Source organism: Photobacterium sagamiensis (genome assembly GCF_050337085.1).
Classification (GTDB): domain Bacteria; phylum Pseudomonadota; class Gammaproteobacteria; order Enterobacterales; family Vibrionaceae; genus Photobacterium; species Photobacterium sagamiensis.
This window is the reverse complement of the sequence record NZ_JAKJSP010000031.1, coordinates 43,061-65,046: the sequence shown is the minus strand read 5'-3', so window position 1 is coordinate 65,046 and position 21,986 is coordinate 43,061. Positions and strand designations below refer to the sequence as shown.

The 21,986-nt window shown below is 44.8% G+C and carries 13 protein-coding genes and 2 pseudogenes; 8 read left to right on the top strand and 7 right to left on the bottom strand.

Going from position 1 to position 21,986, the window contains the following annotated elements; translation table 11 throughout:
* Window positions 1-159 precede the first annotated feature (159 nt).
* The 7 genes from L4D76_RS15905 to L4D76_RS15875 all read left to right on the top strand — a co-directional run bounded on the left by L4D76_RS15905 (window position 160) and on the right by L4D76_RS15875 (window position 12,022).
* Window positions 160-1,374, top strand: coding sequence for an AAA family ATPase (locus L4D76_RS15905; RefSeq protein WP_428441876.1), 1,215 nt, complete (start codon window positions 160-162; stop codon window positions 1,372-1,374).
* Window positions 1,375-1,382: 8 nt separating this feature from the next.
* Window positions 1,383-2,357 (top strand): ParB/RepB/Spo0J family partition protein, encoded by a 975-nt coding sequence (locus L4D76_RS15900; RefSeq protein WP_428441875.1) that lies wholly within the window; start codon window positions 1,383-1,385, stop codon window positions 2,355-2,357.
* Window positions 2,358-2,729: 372 nt separating this feature from the next.
* On the top strand, window positions 2,730-4,994 hold the full coding sequence (locus tag L4D76_RS15895) for a tRNA(Met) cytidine acetyltransferase TmcA (RefSeq protein ID WP_428441874.1): 2,265 nt from the start codon (window positions 2,730-2,732) through the stop codon (window positions 4,992-4,994).
* A gap of 18 nt (window positions 4,995-5,012) precedes the next feature.
* On the top strand, window positions 5,013-5,753 hold the full coding sequence (locus L4D76_RS15890; RefSeq protein ID WP_428441873.1) for a phosphatase: 741 nt from the start codon (window positions 5,013-5,015) through the stop codon (window positions 5,751-5,753).
* A 362-nt stretch (window positions 5,754-6,115) separates the two neighbouring features.
* The gene (locus tag L4D76_RS15885) at window positions 6,116-6,508 is read left to right on the top strand and encodes a hypothetical protein (RefSeq protein WP_428441872.1); all 393 of its coding nucleotides are present in this window, start codon (window positions 6,116-6,118) and stop codon (window positions 6,506-6,508) included.
* Between the two features lie 572 nt (window positions 6,509-7,080).
* Window positions 7,081-8,739 carry a flagellar assembly protein A gene (locus L4D76_RS15880; RefSeq protein WP_428441871.1) on the top strand — a complete coding sequence of 553 codons (1,659 nt, stop codon included), beginning with the start codon at window positions 7,081-7,083 and terminating at the stop codon, window positions 8,737-8,739.
* A 361-nt stretch (window positions 8,740-9,100) separates the two neighbouring features.
* A complete protein-coding gene (locus L4D76_RS15875; RefSeq protein ID WP_428441870.1) occupies window positions 9,101-12,022 on the top strand; it encodes an alkaline phosphatase family protein in 2,922 nt (973 codons plus the stop codon).
* Between the two features lie 71 nt (window positions 12,023-12,093).
* Here the strand turns inward: L4D76_RS15875 and L4D76_RS15870 are convergent, their stop codons facing one another.
* The 4 genes and pseudogenes from L4D76_RS15870 to L4D76_RS15855 all read right to left on the bottom strand — a co-directional run bounded on the left by L4D76_RS15870 (window position 12,094) and on the right by L4D76_RS15855 (window position 18,361).
* Complete coding sequence (locus tag L4D76_RS15870) at window positions 12,094-14,211, bottom strand: VIT and vWA domain-containing protein (protein WP_428441869.1); 2,118 nt, start codon at window positions 14,209-14,211, stop codon at window positions 12,094-12,096.
* Between the two features lie 135 nt (window positions 14,212-14,346).
* A pseudogene (locus tag L4D76_RS15865) lies at window positions 14,347-15,096 on the bottom strand (helix-turn-helix domain-containing protein).
* 98 nt (window positions 15,097-15,194) lie between these two features.
* Window positions 15,195-16,547, bottom strand: a complete 1,353-nt coding sequence (locus L4D76_RS15860; protein WP_428441868.1) for a sigma-54-dependent transcriptional regulator — start codon at window positions 16,545-16,547, stop codon at window positions 15,195-15,197.
* Entirely contained in the window at window positions 16,547-18,361 is a 1,815-nt protein-coding gene (locus L4D76_RS15855; RefSeq protein ID WP_428441867.1) for a sensor histidine kinase, read from the bottom strand. Before L4D76_RS15855 ends, L4D76_RS15860 begins: the two co-directional genes overlap by 1 nt.
* Before the next feature lie 238 nt (window positions 18,362-18,599).
* Between L4D76_RS15855 and pdxH the strand changes: the two genes are divergently transcribed.
* Window positions 18,600-19,235: a pyridoxamine 5'-phosphate oxidase gene (gene pdxH, locus L4D76_RS15850; RefSeq protein WP_428441866.1), complete on the top strand. Its 636-nt coding sequence runs from the start codon at window positions 18,600-18,602 to the stop codon at window positions 19,233-19,235.
* A gap of 96 nt (window positions 19,236-19,331) precedes the next feature.
* Here the strand turns inward: pdxH and L4D76_RS15845 are convergent, their stop codons facing one another.
* The 3 genes and pseudogenes from L4D76_RS15845 to L4D76_RS15835 all read right to left on the bottom strand — a co-directional run.
* Window positions 19,332-19,502 carry an addiction module component gene (locus L4D76_RS15845; RefSeq protein WP_428441865.1) on the bottom strand — a complete coding sequence of 57 codons (171 nt, stop codon included), beginning with the start codon at window positions 19,500-19,502 and terminating at the stop codon, window positions 19,332-19,334.
* A gap of 255 nt (window positions 19,503-19,757) precedes the next feature.
* Window positions 19,758-20,468, bottom strand: coding sequence for a helix-turn-helix transcriptional regulator (locus L4D76_RS15840; protein WP_428441864.1), 711 nt, complete (start codon window positions 20,466-20,468; stop codon window positions 19,758-19,760).
* 524 nt (window positions 20,469-20,992) lie between these two features.
* Window positions 20,993-21,281 (bottom strand): annotated as a pseudogene (locus tag L4D76_RS15835) (putative manganese transporter); the annotation flags it as partial.
* Window positions 21,282-21,986 lie beyond the last annotated feature (705 nt).

Sequence of the window (21,986 nt, the reverse complement as noted above, 5' to 3'; positions counted from 1 at the left end):
ACTTCACGATAACGAGTATGTTTTGCTCCATTGTCCTGTTTTTTACTTGCGGTTAACATTATATCGATACGTTCAGCTTTTTATTGTTACTGGTTGATTTTGCTGTACAATAGGACCATCAATAATCATGGCGAACAATAATCATGGCGAACAATAATAATGAATAGGGAACAGACGATTCAAAATTTGCTCAATATTGCTGAGCAGACTAAACAGGTACAAGCTGACCGTATCGAAATCGTATTAGAAGAGCGTCGTGATGAGCATTTCCCGCCAATGTCAAAAGCATTGATGGAAACTCGTTCAGGCTTAACCCGTCGTAAATTGGATGATGCTATTTCTCGTATGGAAGCGACGGGCCATCAATTTACAAAGAATAATGCCAACCATTATTCTATTACGCTAGATGAAGCGCATGAATTGATGAAGGCGGCGAAAAAGCCTGCCTTCTATGAGCGTGAGGGCGCTGGCCGTAAGCCATGGATTGTTAATGTTCAGAACCAAAAAGGCGGCACGGGTAAATCAATGACGGCGGTACATCTGGCGGCATGTTTAGCCCTTGATCTCGATAAACGTTATCGTATCTGCTTGATTGACCTTGATCCACAAGGCTCTCTGCGTTTATTCCTTAACCCGCTGATCAGTGTGGGTGAGCAAGATACCATTTATTCTGCTGTCGATGTCATGCTGGGTAATGTGCCGGAAGGTGAGGAAATGGATAAAGATTTCCTGATGAAAAATGTTGTGATGCCAACCCAGTATCCTAATTTGAAAACTATTGCCGCTTTCCCTGAAGATGCGATGTTTAATGCCGATGCCTGGCAAGATTTAGCAGTAAACCAGGATCTGGATATTGTCCGTTTGCTTAAAGAGCGGATGATTGACCCCATTGCCGACGAGTTCGATGTCATCATGATTGATACGGGCCCGCACATCGATCCACTGGTCTGGAACGCAATGTATGCCTCAAATGCGCTGCTTATTCCATGTGCCGCTAAGCGTCTTGACTGGGCATCAACGGTCAACTTCTTCCAGCATTTACCGACCGTTTATGAAATGTTTCCACAAGAATGGCACGGACTTGAATTTATTCGCCTGATGCCAACCATGTTCGAAGATGATAACAAGAAGCAAGTTTCTGTATTAACAGAGATGAATTACTTGCTGCGTGAACAGGTCATGATGGCGACCGTTCCGCGTAGCCGGGCTTTTGAAACCTGTGCCGACACATACAGTACGGTCTTTGATCTGACTGCTGCTGAGTTTGAAGGGGGCAAGAAAACCTTGTCTACCGCACAGGATGCAATTCAACGAGTTGGTCTGGAATTAGAGCGAGTGATGCATAGTCACTGGGCCAACTTAAACCAGGAGTAAAAGGGCGGATGGCAATTAAAACCAAAGATCTCAATGCTCGTCTGTTTGGTAAAGCGGATAAGCGTCGTGCAACCAATGCGACTGAAGCGCAAACCGCAGCACGTGATAAAGCTGCTGTGATTGAACTTGCGGTTGCCGGAGAAGGCACCGTCGCGTTTGAATTAGTTAAAATTAATGCGGCAGAGGTTAATGACAAAACCCAGGTGTTTGCTGAAAATGCCCGTGAGCAGGCTTTTTTAAACGAGCATGCACTGGCTGATATTCTGACGACGTTGAAAGATCGTGGCCAGCAATATCCTGCGGTCGGGCGCTGGCTTGACGATGGCCGAATTGAAGTTCTAGACGGTAGCCGCCGTCGCATGTCATGTATTTTGGCAAGTAAAGACTTCTTAGTTTACGTCGCAAAGGGCATTAATAGTGAACATGCCAAGTTCCTGTCTGATGTCGCGAATGCCCATAAACCACTGTCTTTATATGAACGTGGTAAAGAGATGCAAGAATTGCTTGCCAGTGGCAAGGTGGCTGATCAAAAAGAATTAGCTAAATATTGCCAGTGCAGTGAAGCACTGGTGAGCGGGGCATTGAAAGCGGCTACCTTGCCAATGGAATTGCTGATGGCTTACCCGAGTGTCGGTGAATTGGGCCGTCCGACGATTGTGAAACTGCATCGTATTTATTTTGCTTTGCAAAAGCTGGATCAACAGCAATTGATTGAGCAGCTGACATCTGGTGACAGCCCTTTATGGCAACAGATCAATGTCCAGGGTATTACTCGTATTACCCGTGAAGTAACGATGAAACTTGAGCAAATGGGCGATGCTCTTCAGCCTAAAGTGCTGGTTGAAAAGCTTAAAGCACAAGAGCTGGTTAAGGGGAAAGTGATGTTTACCCGCGACGGTGACAAGTTGCAATTGAAGCTGAAGATGATGACTGAAAAGCAAGTTGACGAGATCCTTGCTTATCTGAGTGATTACCTAAAGTAGTTCATTTGATCAAACCTAATCATTAAACCACGCTTTTTAGCGTGGTTTTTTTTTATTGGCTGCATCTTGAAGGGGTTTGGGTATATTATCGCGATGTTGTAGTTAAATACCAAATCCATTAACTATCTGACCAATTCAGCGAGAGTTAAAATGCTTTTAGACAAGGAGATACATTGAAAATCTAGTGGCTCTAAATTGAAATTTATTAACGCAGTATAAAAGCATTTTAAACTCGCCCAAAGGGAACACCACTGGAAGCCAATTTCTGTGTCTAGCGATTTCAAAAGAGAACCACTCTTCTATCAATCGCTATCCTTGAACTTGACTCCCAGTGGTGTTCTGAATGGTTAGATAATTAATGGAATTGGTATAATGAGTATCATCATGTCGGAACTTTATCAGTTTGCTTCTCAGTTAGCGGGCCGGGCAAAAGAGGCTAATTGCCGTTATTTAGTGATTTTAGATGGCGAGCTGAATTGGGCGAATGAGGTCAGTCAGATTTTTTTATCTCACTATCACCGTCCTTTCTGGGCCGGCGATAATGCCCCAGAGCATATCGCCTCACTGCCATTGAACAAAGCAAAAAAGATGCTAGGACAGGAAACGGATTGCCTGGTGTATAACGCGCATGATGGTTTCGATGCGGATGCGTTTGGGGCGTTATCCGGCACGGTGACCGGCGGTGGATTGTTATTGTTAATGGTTCCGCATGCTTGGTTTGATGACACACAGGCACAGCTCCCGTTCATTCAACGGTTAGCCCATTTATTCGCTCAATCTGATGTCTTGCATATCCGACAGTCAGCTTGTTTTGTCGATGAGCAGTTAAATTGTTCGCTACCACTACTGCCATTGCCAGGCATTGCCGATGAGGACTATTTTGATGAGACGTTTGGGTGTTTAACCCTGGAGCAAAATAAAGCTGTCGAGGCGATTCGGCGGGTTGTAACCGGTCATCGAAAACGTCCTTTGGTGCTTACTGCTGATCGGGGCCGCGGAAAATCATCGGCACTAGGCATTGCTGCAGCCAGTTTGATGCGCGAGCGAAACATCAAAATTGCCGTCACCTCCCCGTCTTTTGCCAATGCCAATACTTTGTTTGCGCATGCAGCCCGAATCCTGAACATTCCGTTTCAGCAGCAGCATAATCTCAAATATCAAAACAGTGAGCTGACGTTTATTGCGCCTGATGCCTTATTATCTAAGAATGACATGGCTGGTACGAACGAGCCTAATAAGCCAGAGATAGATTTTTTGATTGTCGATGAAGCGGCTGCGATACCGGCACCGTTGTTGAATCAGATGCTAACTCGATATAACCGGGTTACCTTTGCTACGACTATTCATGGCTATGAAGGTACCGGTCGCGGATTTGCGATTAAGTTTCGTCAACAGTTAGAGCGCCATACACCGCAATGGCGTCAGCTCAGTTTATCCCAGCCGATCCGCTGGGCTCGACACGATCCACTCGAAAAGTGGCTGTTTCAGGCGTTGCTGTTAGAAGCCGAGCCTGCCGATGTTTCCACTGCGATTGAATCTTGTCAGATACGATATCGCGTATTACCCACCGAGTCGTTGATTGGTGACGAGCGGCGTTTGAGTCAGTTGTTTGGTTTATTGGTCAATGCCCATTATCAGACGACTCCGTCTGATATCAGCCAGTTGCTTGACGATCCTGCAATGCACCTTGTCGTTGCCGAGATTGTGGAGCCAATCAGTAGCGCAAGTCCAGACTCATGCACTGCGAAAAACTCACAGACGGAGGGCTCTTTGGCTACAAATAACATTGTCGGTTGCTGTTTGCTCTCGCTTGAAGGTGGTTTTGATGCGCAGTTTGCTGAACAAATCATGCTGGGAAAACGTCGTCCAAAAGGACATTTACTGGCGCAATCTATTGCCGCACATATTGGATTAGTTCAAGGTGCCAGCCAACGATGCGCACGTATACTCAGAATCGCTGTTCATCCTGATTGCCAGCAACGTGGCATCGGCACGGCTTTGTTAGCACATGTCAGACGGTGGGCTGACGATCAGTCTTTGGATTATTTGGGTACCAGTTTTGGCGTTGTCGGTGAGCTGCTTTCTTTCTGGAAGCAAGCGGGGTATTCGCCGGTTCGATTAGGGATCATGAAAGATGCTGCGAGCGGTGCTCATTCGCTGTTAGCCGTATTGCCCTTATCTGCGGATTCATTGTCTTGGTTCGATACCGCCGTCGCTTTGTTTGCGGCCAATTTTTTAGTTCAGCGTGTTGAACAATTCCGGATGCTTGAAGCAGACATTTTTGTTCCTCTCTATCAATACTCCCTTTGTCATCGTGACACATACCGACGTGCTGATGAACCTTGCCATAATGGTCCGTTCAGTGATGTTGTTTTGTCACCCATGGTAAGGTTACAGTTAATGAGTTATATCCGCGGAGGTTTGGGGTACGATCTGGCGGTGGCGAGTCTCGAAGTCTGGCTAGGTGAGTTTCTTCGCCAGCCTTCACTTCAGTTAAATTCAGCCACAGAAATGGCTGTGGCAAAAGTGCTGCAAAAGCAAAGTTGGGAATTGATCGTTCAACATTTTGGCTATGCTAGCCGCAGAAGTGCGGAACAAGCATTACGGGATCTCGTTGCTCAATCATATCAGTGTTAATTGTAGGAAAAAGATATTATGCAGTTTTTGGTTGATACACATACTCATACTATTTCAAGTGGTCATGCTTATAGTACGGTTTTAGAAAATGCACAGGCAGCTTCACAAAAAGGCCTGGCGTTGTTTTGCGTAACCGACCACGCGCCAACGATGCCTGGCGCGCCGCATTTCTGGCATTTTGCCAATCAGCGAGTGTTGCCTCGCTTTCTTCATGGGGTGGGTATCTTGCGTGGTGTTGAAGCCAATCTGGTCAATATTGATGGTGACATCGATCTTGACCAGCGTATTACAGAGCAGCTTGATTGGGTGATTGGCAGCTTTCATGAGCCTGTGTTTCGTCCGGCTGATAAAGAAACCCACACTCGGGCTCTGCTAAATATGATCGCGTCTGGGCGTGTCCATGCAATTGGTCATGCCGGTAATCCCAATTTTGATTTTGATTTTGAAGCTGTCATTACCGCAGCGGCGAAACATAATGTGTTGATTGAAATTAATAACTCATCACTTTGTGGCTCCCGTCAAGGAAGCGAACTGCGCTGTGAAGATATTGCCGCTTTTGTCAAAGAAGTGGGTGGGCGAATTACCACAGGCTCCGATGCGCATTTTGCCGACGATGTTGGTAATTTTACCCATGTCCGCCATTTGCTAAAGCAAGTGAATTTTCCGTTAGAACGTGTAGTAACACATCATCCAAAATGTTTTCTGGACTTTCTACAAGAGCGTGGTCAACACGTCATCGCTGAATTTTCTGTTTTCTAATGTCTTCCTGCTTTCCTTACTTATATATTTACAGTGTAAATTAGGAACCTCATTACTTTGGTTTACACTGTAAATCCCTCTCTTGTAGTAAACGCTTGTTTTAACCGAGCAATTATAATTGTATCAAACAATTTGCAGCGCGCTCAATTATCAACAATGAACTTCACCCATTTGAATATTTTAGTCTAGAGTTAAAGGTCTTAGGGCGGTATCTATTTTATGGTGTTCATTTTATTCGGATTTTAAGTTGAATCGTCATGTTAGAGACCGTTTGGACTGAACATTATAATTCTCGATTGATCGTATTTATTGATCGTAGCTATTGAGCATAGATAAGGAAATGATTGTCGCGAGGGGGTGTTATGAGCTTAGTAAAAGTCCAAAGCAAAGCGCTAAAGCAATTATTTGAACCTGTTCATTCTTTTCGTACCAACCTGACTTACACTCTGAATAATGGTGGCCTAGCGGCACGTATTCGTAAGCATGCAATCTACACCGACTCAAATCTCTATGAGGTGGGTGCCAGAGTCTCTGTTGTTCGTTTGAGTAAAAATAATATGATTCTGGAGTCTGCTACTCGATTGGATGTGAGTGCTTCTTATGAGTTGAGCCTGCAAGGGATCCCGCTTCTTGATGGTTATCTCACCGAACAGAGTTCTGATGCTAATAGCAGAGGTTTGTTTCTCTATGAGTTTCATCAAAATGATTGGTTAACAGACAAAGAACTGATGGTTTTGGCTTGTGACATCATTTAAAAAAAAGCCCCGAGTTTCGGGGCATTAAAAAGGACTGAACCTGCTGTCATAATCGGGGGAAGAACAACAAGTTTTATTCAGAGGCCCTAGATTGTTATCTTCCTAATACATAGCGATTATTGTGCCAACATTGACTGGTAAATTTTTTAGTTATTTATCTGTTTATTTTCAATTAGTTATTCTGCTTAACAATCCACTGACCACTTTCAGATAAAATTTAATGAGTAGATAGTGACCCAAAGTTAATTTTATCTGGGAGTATTTCTACCCATTTTTTTGTGTGTTGAAGTCGGTTTAGTTTCCTGCAAGTCTGGCGTGAATGAATTTCAACCACTATTTAGCTATATTTGCAGTCAATTATAAGAAGGTGTCGATCCCTACCCATGCCTTTACAATGATATTGAGTATATAGTTAATTAAATCTCACCATCTCTATCTGAAGTGTGAAGTCACTTCTACATCTAGTGCCCAACTATAGGTTAAAATGGTGCTAAGCATTTCGACCAAAATCATTAGCTTACATTACCGCCCTTATGGTTCAAATATCGCACTAGAGTGGAAGGAGTTTCTCTATGTCGCAACAGCTTTTGCAGCTGTCTCAAGATGGTCACAGCATTTCTATCCTTGTGGAACCGCAGCAAGGTTCAGAGATGGAAATCAAACGTGGCGACATTTATGCGTCTATTGCTGATTATCAGGCAAGCAACTTCTATCTGTTTGAGAGCGAGATCGAATCTGCGCTGGAGATCTTAAATTCACCGGTATCAGACGACACCGCTATTGAACCGACAAGTCTTGTTATCGCAGAAAAAAGAGATGCGACACTTTTGGTCAAAACTGAAGCAGACTCAATGACGGCCTCAATCACGATTGCCGGTGCTTATGGCGGGGCGCCTGTGACTGGCAATGCCCTGGTTATGGCATTGAAAGAAAATCATATCATCAAAGGTATTCGAAAAAATCAATTACAGGAACTTTTAGCTACAGCTCAAGCGTTGGATCCTGGTGAGAAGTTTACCTTACCAGTTGCTTTTGGCCGTCTACCTGAGAATGGTCTCGATAGCCAGTTCGAGCCATTAGTTGAAGATGCCAGTCACCGTGTATTACGGCCACAGGCGACAGATGATGGCCGGGTTGATATGCGAAATTTAGGTGAGATGGTTACGGTAAAAGCGAGTCAGGCTATTATGCGCCGTATTCCTGCCACGCAAGGTCTTGCGGGCTTTAATGTTATTGGTAACGAGCTTGCGGCCGTACCGGGTAAAGAGGTCACTTTTGATGTGGGTGAAGGTACTGAAATCAGTGACAGTAATGAAAACCTACTGGTAGCGTCAAAAGCTGGTATGCCGATCATCAAAGGTAATGGCATGCAAGTTGATGATGCCCTGATACTTAAAGGGGTCAATGTCAGTACCGGCCATGTTAATTTTGATGGCAGTGTGGTGATTAATGGCGATGTCATGCCTGGCATGAAGGTGATCGCGACAGGCAGTATTACGATCAGCGGCGTGGTTGAACTCGCTGAACTCAAGGCTGGCGGTGATATTGTTGTTGCTGACGGGCTTATCGGCAGGCAACAGCAAAAAGATAAGGATCTGGCCTGTTATCTCAAGGCGGGAGGAAAAGTTTCCGCCAAGTTTGCTCAGTATGTTGAGATTGATGCGGGGCAGGATGTGGCCTTTTCGCTCCATGCGCTTCATTGCCAGATCCGAACGCAAGGAGAAGTGACGGTTGTTGATCCGTCAAAACGCCATGGTACATTAAGTGGTGGCTGCATTACTGCCGGTTATAGTGTTAAAGCGGTAAATATTGGCGCTACTGCGGGTACAAATACCGAAATTACTGCGTTCAATAATTATCATGTGTTGCGTCGCCAGCTGGCTGATACGTATAAGTCTCTTGAGCATGAACGGGAGCAAATGGATAAAATCCGCGATGCGCAGCAGAAACTGTTGAAGATCCCACCATCTCAACGTCCGGCAGAATTAGTGCAGAAAGTTATTGATACGCGAACCCGACATATAGAGAAAATCAAATCGCTTAAAGCGCATTACACTTGTTTGAAAAGCGAGTATGACGAGTTACGCACGACCGTATCAATTACGGCGTTTAACCATATGTATACTGGCGTGAATTGTCGATTAGAAAAATTAGTGATGAATGTGAGCCAGGAACATGGGCCATGTAAAATTGTCTACAAAGAACAGCTCCTTGAATTAGCCCCTTTATAATCTTGCTCTCACATGATTTACACTGTAAATAACGCGAGGGCTGTTTTATTTCTCTTCGTGAAATTTACACTGTAAATAGTCTTCATACTGCCGTTCGCTCGTTGATATGATAGACGAAAATCCCTTCAGAATTTGCTTTATCCTGCTTTTTCAATTGATCCGGAACGTCGTAAGGGCTCATCCGTAACGATTTTCTCGACTATTTTTTCAGTCTGCCACCCATTTATAAGCAAACAATTTACTCCCGACCCGAAATTGGTTTACTGTGCAAATATTCAAGCTGCAGAATTCATTAGCTTTTCGTCAGGCAGCTATTTGGATATATATCATCCGTCATCAAATTCAGCGGCATCGAGTGGCAATGAATAGTCAATTTACTAAAAACTTTACGTCTACTCTTTTTTCTCTCGCGTTTGTCAGTAGCAGTGCTTTGGCCGATATTGGCAGTGCTCCTGTTATCGGTGCTCTCTATAATTCAACCCAGGTTATTAAAGAACACATTGTTGCCGGCATCGACCGTACCGCAACAACAACGCGTGACGCGGCACTCTTTACCATCGGAGGACTGACCCTTGATGCCTATATTTTAACGCTACCCGTAGAAGCTAAGGTAAAAGCGCGGGTGATCAGCCAATTGTCAAATCCCCGCTATGCTATTCAGCTGGGTCATTTTCTCTATCTGTTTTATGATAGATATACCGGGTTGGAAAACACCGATATCTTTAAGCGTGAATTGAAGTCAGTCTATAGCAAGCAAGAGTTAGTACAGTATCAACACTCACTGTTTACTTATGATGATGGCGATGATTCGCCGCATACCATTTCTGAAGCAAGTGAAAAAAATGACAGTATTGCAATTAACTCACAGCTAATTGCTTCAATGGTGACGATTTACGATACCCTTTTTAACAACGATAAATGGTTGTTTGGTGATGAGTTACCCGAACAGTATCAATACCTGATTAAAAACCCAGACGATATTGCCATCATCAACAAAATTCAGCCATTGATCATTGAGCTATTAACCCAGTACAGCCAGACAATTGCAAATGGTGAGATCAAATCCGCTATCGTTGCGATCATTGATGACGCTAAGCCGGAGAACGCGGACAAGATCAACAATAAGGCGGAGGCGATCACCGTTACGCTTATTGATTTTGTCCGACTGAATGCTCTCAAAGGTTATCGGCAATTTGCACTGGAGCAACTGCGTATCGATGCTTTTGATGCGTGGATGAAAAATGCGTTTAACCATCGACCCGATGAGTTAATTCAGTTTTTAACCAGTCAGAATAACAAAAGATATGGGGTTCAAATTACGGTCGATGGCCTGCAGCAAGGTTTACTTAAAGCCCTTACCCGTGAACAGCAAACCCCCTTTATTCAGCACGTTTATCTTAATCATAAAAATCACACCCAATATAAGCCAGAGACAACGCCAACAGTATCACCCGCTCATCAGCAGCAACTGAGCTTCCTTACCGTACTCGCCACCTCGCCTGAAAGTGACGCACAGTATCTGCCATTTTTTAAGGGGCTTTATAGCAACTATTCGCGAAGCATTGCCGAAAACGGTATCTCTTCGACACCGACCATCAGCGTCCGTAATCTGCCTATTATTATGACGGGGGCGAATGTTGCGGGTAAGGGTGGAACGGGTATTCCCAACTTTCACTTTGTTGATCGTACGCTCGACCGCGCCTATTACTTCTTTGGAAATGATGCGCTCCAACTTGATCGCTTGATGGAAGATAACCAGGTACAAACGATGTTTGACCGTTTAAGTTATTTGAAAACCCTGAACTGCAATGCTCAGTATGACTGGAATGCGCAAGTAAGTTACGACGGACTGGTCAATTTGGCTGTCGGTGAGGCGCTCCGAGATTTTGGTGAACAGCGTTGCCTGCGGGAGATCAGCCTGCGGGCAAAGGTAGAAAAAAAAGTTATCAAAGAACGTGCTGAGTTAATTGAAGAGATCACGCAATATCAAACGATCAGCCTCTGGACTCCGATAACGAAATTCACCAAGAAGCAGTTCATCAAAGAAAAGATCCGGGATCTGGCGGAAAGCGCCGAAGGCGGTATGCCCGATTATGTCTTGATCTATAATCCGTGGCCGGATCATTTTGCCCATTTTAAAGGGCCGTTCAGTGATGAAATCATTTCCCCGACCGGTGAGCTCAACCGACTCGACTACTGGCTAACGCAGTATAGTCATGCCTATAAAGACGCCGGTATTTATCACAATACCTTATGGGGAATGGCGGGGGATCATGGTTTAACCCCGGTTTATTACGCGTTGAACCCTGAAAAACAGGTTCTCGCTGAACTTCAAAAAGAGCGGGATCTTTCTTTTAATATCAAGAAAATTTCATCTGACGAAGGTGAAGGCCCAAAGATCACGAATGCGTTAAATTATCCGAGTAATAAAAAGGTTGATGTTGTTGTTGCCTCGACGGCTGGCGGTAACTTTATGATGGACTTTTTCAATTCTGCACAAGGTTGGCAATATCAGCCTCGCTACAGCGAGTTGGTTAAGTGGTTACCTTTAGAGGCGGCAAGAGATTTCACACCGATTGATATGATCAGTGAGATTGCTAATCGCTTAGAAGAGACACTGGATTACCTGGTAGTACGCGAGACAAATTGCAGTGTTAATGCTTGTGATGTCCGTCTGGTTGCTCACCGTGATGGTAAACGTCTGGACGAAATTATTAAGCGCAGTGGTGACCGTCTTTATTACGGCTCGGCCAAAGAGGCGGAAGGATCGCCAAACGCCAGCCAGACTGACTTGCCGCGCCTCCTTGATATTCAGGCCGTCAACCCGTATACCGGCTCATTATCAGCGCAAGAGCAGAATGAGAAGCAGCAGTTAGTCAAAAAATGCCTGTCAGAACCCCAAAGGAAGAATAATCAAACCTGGTGTAATGAGGCTGAATGGCGGCAGTTAACCCGTTTAACACCAAGGCCTGATTCGGTTAACCAGCTTGCTCATCTTTATGATGAAGATCGGGCCGGCACCGTTAACCTTTTCCCTAAAGAAGGTATTGGTTACAACACGATTGTTCCGGGCCGCCATGCAGGAGAGCATTATCTGGAAAAAGATGCCTTTATCGGTTTCTGGGGTGAACCTGTCGGACAGGGAGAACAGCTAAAATCGGTGGCCAACGGCTCGCTGGCACCGACTATTTATGAATACCTTTCCGGCGATAACGTCGTTGTCGGTGAAAATGGCTGGGGATTCCCGTCACTACTTAGTGAGTTAGCGATACAAAACAGATAATTAATGTATTTGGTATAAGCAAGATGAAAAGCCCGTTTAACGGGCTTTTCATTTTCTACTTTAGTTACTGGTTAAGATTGGCTGCGCCATCGTAGACCCATCATGGCCATTAATAGCAGTAAACCACCAAAACCAATACTGCCGCCGCCGCTGTTATTATTGTGTGTTGGTGCCGGAGACGTAAACATAGGCTGCGCTTCATCTGCACGCGTAGATGCTTCTGTTGTTGTCCTTTCTGCAGGTTGTGACTGTTTACGCAGCTGCCGTGCATGTTGTTCGCGTTCAACACGCTGTTTATTATTGCGATCAATACCCAGCTGTTTGAATAGCTCTTCTTCGACCACCAGCAGCGAGGTGTGATCGGTTAGCAAACCATATTCAATGGCAATGTCTTGCATCGCCTGTTCAACATCAGCATCCTTTTCGCCTAAATAGATCATCTGCTGTTCAAGATCGCGAATCGCTGAAAATGCCCACATCCGTTCAAGCTCAGGATTCGAGGTGGCTGTCTCGGGAAAAATGACCCGGGTTTGATATGTCTTCGTTTCACTACCAATGCGGGCAGTTAAGCTGATCTGTGATTCACCGGCTTTAAAGTAGTGACCAAAGACATTGAGCTGCTCACCACGATAAAGGCTGTTGATCGAATCCGGTGTGACATCTTTCACTTTTACCCCGTTAATTTTTAATTCTATGTCTCGTAATGCCTGGTGATTGATCTTGCTGGTCGCGTTTAGCAGATGACCGATAATGTCATCGGAATTAGAAATGTTTTGTGCAAAACCATTAGAGACTTTGGTCATCTGCTCAAGAAGGGGCTCATTCGCACTGTTTCCCATAATAAAGGTAAACAGGCGAACATCGTATTTACTGAGCAGTTTCAGGAAACTCTCTTTTTCTGTTACGCCAACATTAGCGACACCATCGGTGATCAGAACAATACCCGTCGGGCGATCGGCATCGAGTTCGGATACCGCTTCTTCAAGACCACGGTAGAGGTTAGTGCCCCCCTTTACGCCGTCCTGTTCAATTTTGGCTAAAATACGCTGAATGTTTTCGTCAGCCACAGGTTGATAACCGTGAGTAATATCTTCGGCGTGATTATTAAACGTGACCACTCGAAACATATCGCTTGCAGGAAGCTGACTCAGCCCCTGACGAACGCCCTCTACCAAGGTGTTGTACTTTCCTGACATCGATCCTGATTTATCGAGTACAAACACCCAGTTTCGCTCCTGTCTGATGGCAGGAAGATCGTCCCCTGGGGTTAATGTCAGTTTAAATGTACCTTTATTGCTTTGCTTTGGATCTCGATAACTCACCAGATCAACACGGCCCGGCAATCCTTCGGTATGACGCCAGTAGATCACGATATCCTGATCGAGTCGAAAGGCGATTTGTTGTGTTGGTGTCTGATATGATCCTTCTGTGGCCCCTTCTTCATCGGCAGCGGCTTTCTGGGCGCTATTGGAGAAGCTTGAAACCCATACACCGTTGCCGGACTGCTGGACTTGTGCCTGAGGATGTTTCGGTAAGCGCACCCCGTCAATAGGATAGCTGGAACGTAATGTCATAGTAAATGTGAACCGATCCTCAACCGCATCATTACGCTGCCAGAATGCCGCTTTTAGCTCATCGACGCCCCCTTCTTCCATCGGATAGACATAGCGGCCAATACCGTGATCCAGCAATGCATCTTGCATATACACTAAACGTACTTTTACAGTCTGATTAGGCTGAATCGGGAAAACCTGCATCTCAAAGGTTTTATAGCTGTCTTTTTCTGTCAGCGCGGTGGCATTGCCCTGGGCTTTCTGATCGTTGTAGATCTGCTTCGCTTTGGTCTTTTCTACCGCTTCGGCAATAACCGGCTGGTCATTAATCCAGTAAATGAACTCACCGACAACGGCATGTTTGGGGACGGGAAATGAGTACAGGGCTTCAAGTTCATCACTGTTGGGGTTGAAAAACACCTGATCGATGGTCGTGGTCGCGTAGCCGTCTTCAATGACGACGTCGACATGGTGTTCTCTGATCTCTAAATCCTGATATTGGCTGCCTTGCGGTTTTAACAGGCCGCTTGCGTAAGCCTGACTGCTTAATAATATCGCCGCAAAAAAAGCGACAGTAAAACCGGGTAAATTGAAAACCGCTGCAATCATTGATCTTATTCGTTGATATGTCGCCATATGGGTTTCTCCTCTGTGAACGGGTCAAGTAAAACTGACTACGGGCTGTTGAGCGCAAGCATGCAGGGTTTGATCAGCGAGGAAAAGGGCAATAAAAAAGGTCGCATAATATGCGACCTTAAGGTGTATTTGTTGCTACTTCTGAGGCGGTTCTGCTTCAAAGTCATCAAATAGTTTGAATTGCCAACGGCGAATTGCCACGACCATAGAGGTGCCGTGACGATCTTTTATGTCTAACTCGCCATCGTCCTGACAAGCATCGTAAAACTCAGTAATAAGACGCTGCATCCGGGCCTGAATTTTATTATTGCCGACCATCGAGAGTAAGCCCGTTGCCATAACGAGTTTTTCATCCTGATCATCAAAGCGTGATTGGAAAAACTCTTCTTTAACCTTGTGCTGGAAAAATTGCTGGATGGGGCCGCCGGATAACTATGAAAAGTTAGGTGAGATCCGTAATTTAATTTTATTACCTGGCAACAGTTCAATGACATTCAGTCGATCAAGCTGAGCCATTTTCTGGATCAACTCCGTATCGGTGAATGTGTATTGGTGGGTAATTTGTTCGAAGCTATAACCGTTAACAACACAAACGGCAACTAACAGCAGCCCTTTATCTGCGATTATCTGCTGTTCTTGCTCTAGTGTCAGGGCGGAGATCAGGCGCTGTTGATTGGTCGCCAGCCTAAAGAGTTCCGCCATATCCAGCTGAATAAGTTGGCATACCGCTTCAAGCCGCTCAAGCGTTACTGCATTTCCAGACGAGAATAAACGTTTGACGGATGCCTCACTCAAATTGAGTACTTGAGCCACATGTTGATAACTCTTGCCGTGAAGCTTTAACTGACGTTTAAGCTCCGCAATAAGCTGAAGGCTTTGTGACATAACATCCTTATCCTAAGTCATAGCGGGTTTAATACAATCTGAAGCACATTGTTGCACAAGTCCCCGTTAACATTGCGCCCGTTAACAGGGATTGGCCACTAGTGGGTTATCTTGAAATCGTCTTTATCAATACCGTGCTTTTTCATTTTGTCATACAGGGTCTTACGCGCGAGCCCAAGTTCTTCCTGAACTTCTTTTAAACGACCATTATGACGCTTTAACGCATCGCAAAGTAACGTAAATTCGAATTGATTGATCCGATCTGTCAGGGTGAGGTTAACTTGGTCATCACTGATTTGACCATCATCACTCAGGCCTGAGGTATCGCCCATTAAGACTAAACGTTCAGCCAGGTTGCGTAACTCCCTCACATTTCCCGGCCAGTCATGTTCCAGCAATTTTTGTTGTTGTTCCAGACTGATCGCAGGCGGTTCGATACCGTAGCGGGTAGAGGCAGAACGAGTAAAGTTCTGGAATAGCATCGGGATGTCATCTTTACGAGCACGTAATGGCGGGATGTCTACGCTGACAACATTCAGGCGGTAATAGAGATCCTGGCGAAATTCGCCGCGATCACCCATCAATCTGAGATCTTGTTTTGTTGCCGCGATAATTCGGATATCGAGATCGATGGCCTGGTTGGTGCCTAACGGTTCAACCTTACGCTCTTCCAAGACTCGCAATAGTTTTATTTGCAACAGCATTGGCATCGATTCAATTTCGTCCAGAAACAGCGTACCGCCGTTGGCATGAGCAATTTTTCCCACCCGCTTTTTCTGGGCACCGGTAAATGCCCCAGATTCATAACCAAATAATTCGCTTTCAATCATGGTTTCAGGAATAGCGCCACAGTTAATCGCGACAAAAGGTTTATCCTGGCGAATACTGTGATCGTGTAAGAAACGTGCGACGAGCTCCTTACCGGTTCCGGTTTCACCATGGATCATCACATCCGCAGGGGTGTCTTTAATATGGGTCAGGATCCGTCTTAATTGTTTGATTTTCGGGTTGTTACCGAGAATTCGAGGACCTGGTCCGCTTTGTGCCTCCAGTTCTCGTCTTAATTCACGATTTTCCAGTACCAATTCGCGTTTATCACCCGCCCGTTTAACAACATCGAGTAAGTTTTCTGTTGAGAACGGCTTTTCCAGAAAATCATAGGCGCCGTTTCGCATTGCATCGACAGCGGTCGATATATCGCCATGGCCAGTCAGTAAAATGATCGACAGTTCGGGATCAATAGCCAGCGCACGTTTTAAAAAGGTGATCCCATCAATACCGGGCATATTGATATCGGAGATGATAACGCCGGGAAAATGGTTCTCCAGCAACGCTAAAGCCGGCTTGGCACTGGCAAATAGTGTTACGTCGTAGTCTTCAAGTTCTAATGTTTGCCCCAATGCATCGCGGATTGGTTTTTCATCGTCAATAAAAATTACTTGCTTGTTCATTATGCATCCTCGGTACAGCGGGGCAGGGTAATGACAAATTCTGCGCCACCACTATTATGATCCTCAATAGTCAGGCTACCGGAGAAGGAATCTATGATCCTTCTTGAAATGGTCAGCCCGAGTCCTAGCCCCTCTTTTTTAGTCGTAAAGAAAGGGGTGAAAATCCGTTTTTTCTGATCGTCATCCAAGCCCGGACCATTATCCCAGATCCGTATTTCGACCATATCCCCGAAGGGTTCTAACTGAACACCAATTTGCGGGGAGCGTGCATCGCTAAGAGCCTGAATGGCGTTGTGCAGCAGGTTGACCAGTACCTGTTCAAATTGAACCGCATCAGCGCGAACCAGTAGATCGGAAGGCAGCTCACCAAGGCGTAAGATCACTCCTTGCTTGATTAATTTATTACGCAGCAGGCTGACTGCCGAGCGGATAGAGTCGGCCGCCACCGTGCGATTGTTGTTCTCGGTTGTTTTTCGGGCAAAGACTTTGAACCGCGCGATAATGTCCGACACCATCTGGTTCAGGTTGATGATCTCGTCAATGTTACTGGCGACAGCCTCATAACGATTTTTTTGCAACAGTTTTCGGGTATTTTCCGCGTAGGTCCGCATAGCTGCAAGGGGCTGATTAATTTCATGATTAATGCTTGCTGACAGCTCTCCGAGCATCGCAAGCTTGGCCGCTTGTACCAGTTCGCTCTGTGTCTGTTTCAGTTCAGCCTGGCTGCGTTCGTATTGCTCAATGGTATCGCGCAACTGCTGGTTGGTTTCCATCAAATTACGGGTACGTTCAATCACCAGCTGTTCAAGCTTATCATTGAGCTGTGCCAGTTCTTTTTTGGTTGTGAAGGTTTGAAACCAGGACATAACAGCCAGACAAAGCAGCATGTAAAAGGCTGTGAAGACAAACAGTGCCTGGACCACATACTGATAAGCGGCGTGAATTGGGCTAAAGCCATAAATTGTCCAGCCCGCCTGTTCCATATTGTGGCTGGCGATCAGAAAGGCTTCGCTCTGATTGATACCGGGGATGATGATATTGCTGATTTCTTGTTGATTAAATTCAGTCAGGCGAGGCAAGTCACTCAACGGCTCCAGCTTAGTCTGGCCGTATTGACGGGAAGAGAAAATCTGTTGTTTTTGTTCGTCGTTAAGCACGACCAGAGAGCGGTATAACCAACTGTCTTCCGAGCTGTAAAAAATCACGCCGAGTTGATCGGCGATGGCATATTCGATTTGATCGTATTGCCAGATATCTTCAACCAAAGACAGATCAACTTTGATCACCAGAACCCCGATGATCTGCTGGCGTTGGTAAATCGGGGCTGAAAAGTAATAACCGCGCTTGTCTGAGCGGGCACCTAAAGCAAAATATTGACCGAGTTTGCCAGCCATCGCATCTTGAAAGTAAGGACGATAAGCATAATTCTGACCGACAAAGCTATTCTCTTGTTGCCAGTTACTGGCTGCCAGGGTGTCACCGGCACGGTTGAGCAAATAAATTGTATCGGCACTTAAGTTGCTTGCCCATTCCTGTAACAGCAAATTGGTTTGCGGGTTTTGCTCAGCGGCAGGGGCTTTGGAGGGGGTATCTACCATCAATGGTGATATCAGGCGTGGATCTTTGGCCAGTACTTCCGGCAGCTTACTGTATCGTGATAGCTGCGCATCGAGCTTCTCACCGAGTCGGCTGACGTCATTGTTAATTCTTTCTGATAAGTGCTGTTTAACCTGCTGGTAGGTGATGTTGGTGATGAGACCACCGAGGATCAGGCCGAGGATGATAATAAGGCTGAGAAATTTATTCTTTTGCACGGGATCTTTCCGATCATTTTTAGTACTGAAAACTAGGGCCAGACCCTAACAAACTTAGCGATGAGAAAACACGAACTGGCTTGCAGGGATACGATGTTTTTACTTTCAATACAATAAAGTGGACCTGAAATACTTATGTGGTGGCTATGAGAGAGCTTTGCGCTTGTTTTTCCAATAAGCAAAGCGCACAATTTCGGTCAATGCCATATCGGTTCATGTTAAATAAGCGGAGATAACAATGGAATTGTCTGATATTCGTCGTGAGTACACGAAAGGTGGGTTACGTCGTCATGATTTACCAGATGAGCCGCTGCCTTTATTTGCAAAATGGCTTAAACAAGCGATTGCTGCAAAAATTACTGATCCTACTGCGATGACCGTCGCGACCGTGGATGAAAATGGACAGCCTTTCCAGCGTATTGTTTTATTGAAACACTTTGATCATGATGGTTTTGTGTTTTATACCAACCTGGGAAGCCGCAAAGCCCTGCAGCTGAGCCATAATGCTAAGATAAGTCTGCATTTCCCATGGCATGGTATTGAACGCCAGGTACATGTGACGGGAGAAGCGGAAAAGCTGTCGACATTAGAAGTGATGAAGTACTTTTCATCGCGTCCGAAAGAAAGCCAGATTGCGGCATGGGCAAGCAAGCAGAGTAACCGAATTTCAGCACGTCAGGCGCTGGAAGGGAAGTTTATGGAGCTGAAACAAAAATTTGCTAAGGGCGATGTTCCTTTTCCGACATTCTGGGGTGGGTATCGAGTGAAAATCAATTCGATAGAGTTCTGGCAGGGGGGAGAGCACCGTCTTCATGACCGTTTCTTATATTCTAAAGATGCGTCAGAGTGGACGATTGAACGATTAGCCCCTTAAGCGGTTTTGGTTTGAAATAAAAAAAGTGTAGCTTTTGATATAGCTACACTTTTTTTATGCTCATAATGTATCGGCGTTCTATTTGAAGGGCTTATCTTATAAGGCGGCTTCATTGGAAGTAACAATGCTTACTCCCTCAGGGTGGCGAACGGTCAGCGCTTTTTCTGCATCTCGAATGGAGTTAATTTCATTAGTTGCAGTGATTTCGTATTTAAACGGAATATTAAAGTGCGGATGTACAACGTAAGTGATAGTGAACTGTTTCATATCTTCTGCCAAAGTGATTCTGGTACGTAACCTGATTGGTTACGACTGACAACCATGTTTTGATCATGGTTAATTACATTCGCAGCGATTGTATAAATAAACAACGAGCGTTAATTTGATCTGAAAAATGAATTTCTGAACAAATGCTTTCAAAAAGTAAAACTCATTATGCAGAAAACAGACATCGGTACTCATTGTTATACCCTACTAGCTCAAAATGCGAGATTCTCGCCGAACTCTGCACCTTGAGGTGGCCTATTCTTTGAGAATGACCGACAGTTGGCTTTTCAACATGCTTTCAGGAATATGGGAGCCAAAGCCGAGATCTAACGCCAGATCGATGAGCTCTCCCTTCGAATTGGCATTAAATTTTTCGCGCAGACGAAGTACATAGTTCTCAACAGTTTTGACTGAGACATTTAGCACCTTGGCAATATATTGCGGCTTTTTGCCATACAGTAATAAAAATAGAACTTCAGATTCACGGGTGTTTATCGCGACCTTTTGATTATGCAGATCTAAGCTAAAAGATGTTTGGTCTCTTTTATTCAGCCCGGCAGCGCGGCAAATCCAATGTCCCACTTCTAAAATGGCCGTATCTTTTAATTCAACACCAGAAAAGATAGTGCCAACGACATTACCGTCTTCACTTTTCCAGGGGGTCTTAGTGAATAAATGTGCACGCCAGCTACCATCCGAATAAGGATGAATATCAAGTATCCGCATGCGTTGTCCTGATGAGATCACCTGGAAGTCTTGTTCCCGGAAAGAATCGGCGCATTCAATTGTCGGGCTTGGCATATCAAAATCTGTTCTGCCAATACAATCTAAATGATGGTCGACACCAATAATCTTTCCATATTCTTCATTTGCATAAACAAATACAGAGTCTTTATCTTTACACCCCCAACAACCAGGGAGTTGATTAAAAATATGTAGAAGGGATGGATCGACTTTGTCTTTCACTAGTCTCGCCTAACGATATCGCTCAGATTAATCTGATTGTAGAGAGTTTAGTTGACTGGGTAAATGTCACACAATTCGGATGCCGGGTTATTAGACATAATTGTGAATATTGGTAAAAAAAAAGCCGGTCTATAAGACCGGCAAAGACAAGAGTTTGACTCCGAAGAGCACAATCCTGTACGACGTGTAGAAGAGGTATCCAATTAAGTTTAACGCTTTGATATGAGGGTATACATCAAAGAAACTTCATTGGCATGTATCCAATGCTGGATACTGCAGACAGTTAACAGTGAAGTGCGTTCCCTGTCTACGAGAGAAACTATAACGAAGTGTGCTCTAACAAAGAAGGGGGGAAATCACCTATTGACAGTTATCCCTCATTGTGATTTTGAATTTTGCAAGTATTCCCCCTGAATATGCCTTGTATGCTGCTTATTTGTTGTTGTTATTCGCCTTTCCTGGGTTGGTTAAAAAACAAAAGGAGAGATCAAAATATGCTCTTTTTATGCTGGTTATGTGATTTGTTATTCGAAGATAAAATAATAGCCATAAGCGAAAAACAGAACGGGAACGGATGAATAGAGGGTCGCCACGAAGGCGGCTTTAGGCGCCAAAGCAAGGGCTGGAAACAGTGCATCACCATCATTACTAATGGTATTGCCTAGTTGTGCAGACATTGGCACTGCCCCTATATATAGAGGCCGGTTACTAAAATCTGCGGGCCATACACCCCGGTAATAATCCAATAACAACACCCATCAGCGGTAGGAGTGTCGGCCAGTATGAGAAAAGAGCCGCCAGATCAAGGCCTGCCCAGTAAACCGTCAGTTCAACCGGTAAAACAAAGTCATAATCCAGTGATCATTTGCCAATACCGAAGTGATACCCATGAAAGCATGATCAAGTGTTTGCCGTTGGAATATTAAATAACTTGTGAGCCTGGTGAGCACAGGTATACCGTAGTGCCTGTGGCGCGTGATGGATGACCAGGCTTAGCAAAACCGCAGGTCTCAATAGATAATAAGCGAAAGAACATGGCAGCATTGAGACTGATAACGATAACGAAAGGGTATATATCTTATTGTTACATGCTACGGCTGGGCATATACGGCTTGCTTATACTACCGGAACAATGATCAAGCCGAGATAAATAACGGGCAGTGTCATTTCAACTGGAACGATGATCAAGCGGGATCCTGACTGATGATCAATAAGAATATGGAAACATGATCAAGGTATGATCATCGTTACCGGAGAATGCAAATTTGATCTGGCAGTAATAAACCTTTTTCATACGGAAGAATGATCAAGGTTGAGAACGCTGTAAGTTATTGATATTTAAAGCTTGGTGTAATTTAATTCCGCTTTGCTGGCATTAAATGATAGAAATTCGTTAAATCGGATTTATCGCTCTGAAGCCTTATAGAATAAGGGCTGTAGCATGATCAAAGAAATTGAAATGACAAATGCCGTAAAAAATGATGTCTTGATCACTTTTCCGGGATAGAAGCGCTATGT

Excerpts from the sequence above, each read along its gene's own strand:
- L4D76_RS15880 (WP_428441871.1), top strand. The coding sequence starts at position 7,081 with ATGTCGCAACAGCTTTTGCAGCTGTCTCAAGATGGTCACAGCATTTCT.
- L4D76_RS15870 (WP_428441869.1), bottom strand. The coding sequence starts at position 14,211 with ATGGCGACATATCAACGAATAAGATCAATGATTGCAGCGGTTTTCAAT.
- L4D76_RS15845 (WP_428441865.1), bottom strand. The coding sequence starts at position 19,502 with ATGAAACAGTTCACTATCACTTACGTTGTACATCCGCACTTTAATATT.
- L4D76_RS15875 (WP_428441870.1), top strand. The coding sequence starts at position 9,101 with ATGAATAGTCAATTTACTAAAAACTTTACGTCTACTCTTTTTTCTCTC.
- L4D76_RS15885 (WP_428441872.1), top strand. The coding sequence starts at position 6,116 with ATGAGCTTAGTAAAAGTCCAAAGCAAAGCGCTAAAGCAATTATTTGAA.
- L4D76_RS15860 (WP_428441868.1), bottom strand. The coding sequence starts at position 16,547 with ATGAACAAGCAAGTAATTTTTATTGACGATGAAAAACCAATCCGCGAT.
- pdxH (WP_428441866.1), top strand. The coding sequence starts at position 18,600 with ATGGAATTGTCTGATATTCGTCGTGAGTACACGAAAGGTGGGTTACGT.
- L4D76_RS15895 (WP_428441874.1), top strand. The coding sequence starts at position 2,730 with ATGAGTATCATCATGTCGGAACTTTATCAGTTTGCTTCTCAGTTAGCG.
- L4D76_RS15905 (WP_428441876.1), top strand. The coding sequence starts at position 160 with ATGAATAGGGAACAGACGATTCAAAATTTGCTCAATATTGCTGAGCAG.
- L4D76_RS15900 (WP_428441875.1), top strand. The coding sequence starts at position 1,383 with ATGGCAATTAAAACCAAAGATCTCAATGCTCGTCTGTTTGGTAAAGCG.
- L4D76_RS15890 (WP_428441873.1), top strand. The coding sequence starts at position 5,013 with ATGCAGTTTTTGGTTGATACACATACTCATACTATTTCAAGTGGTCAT.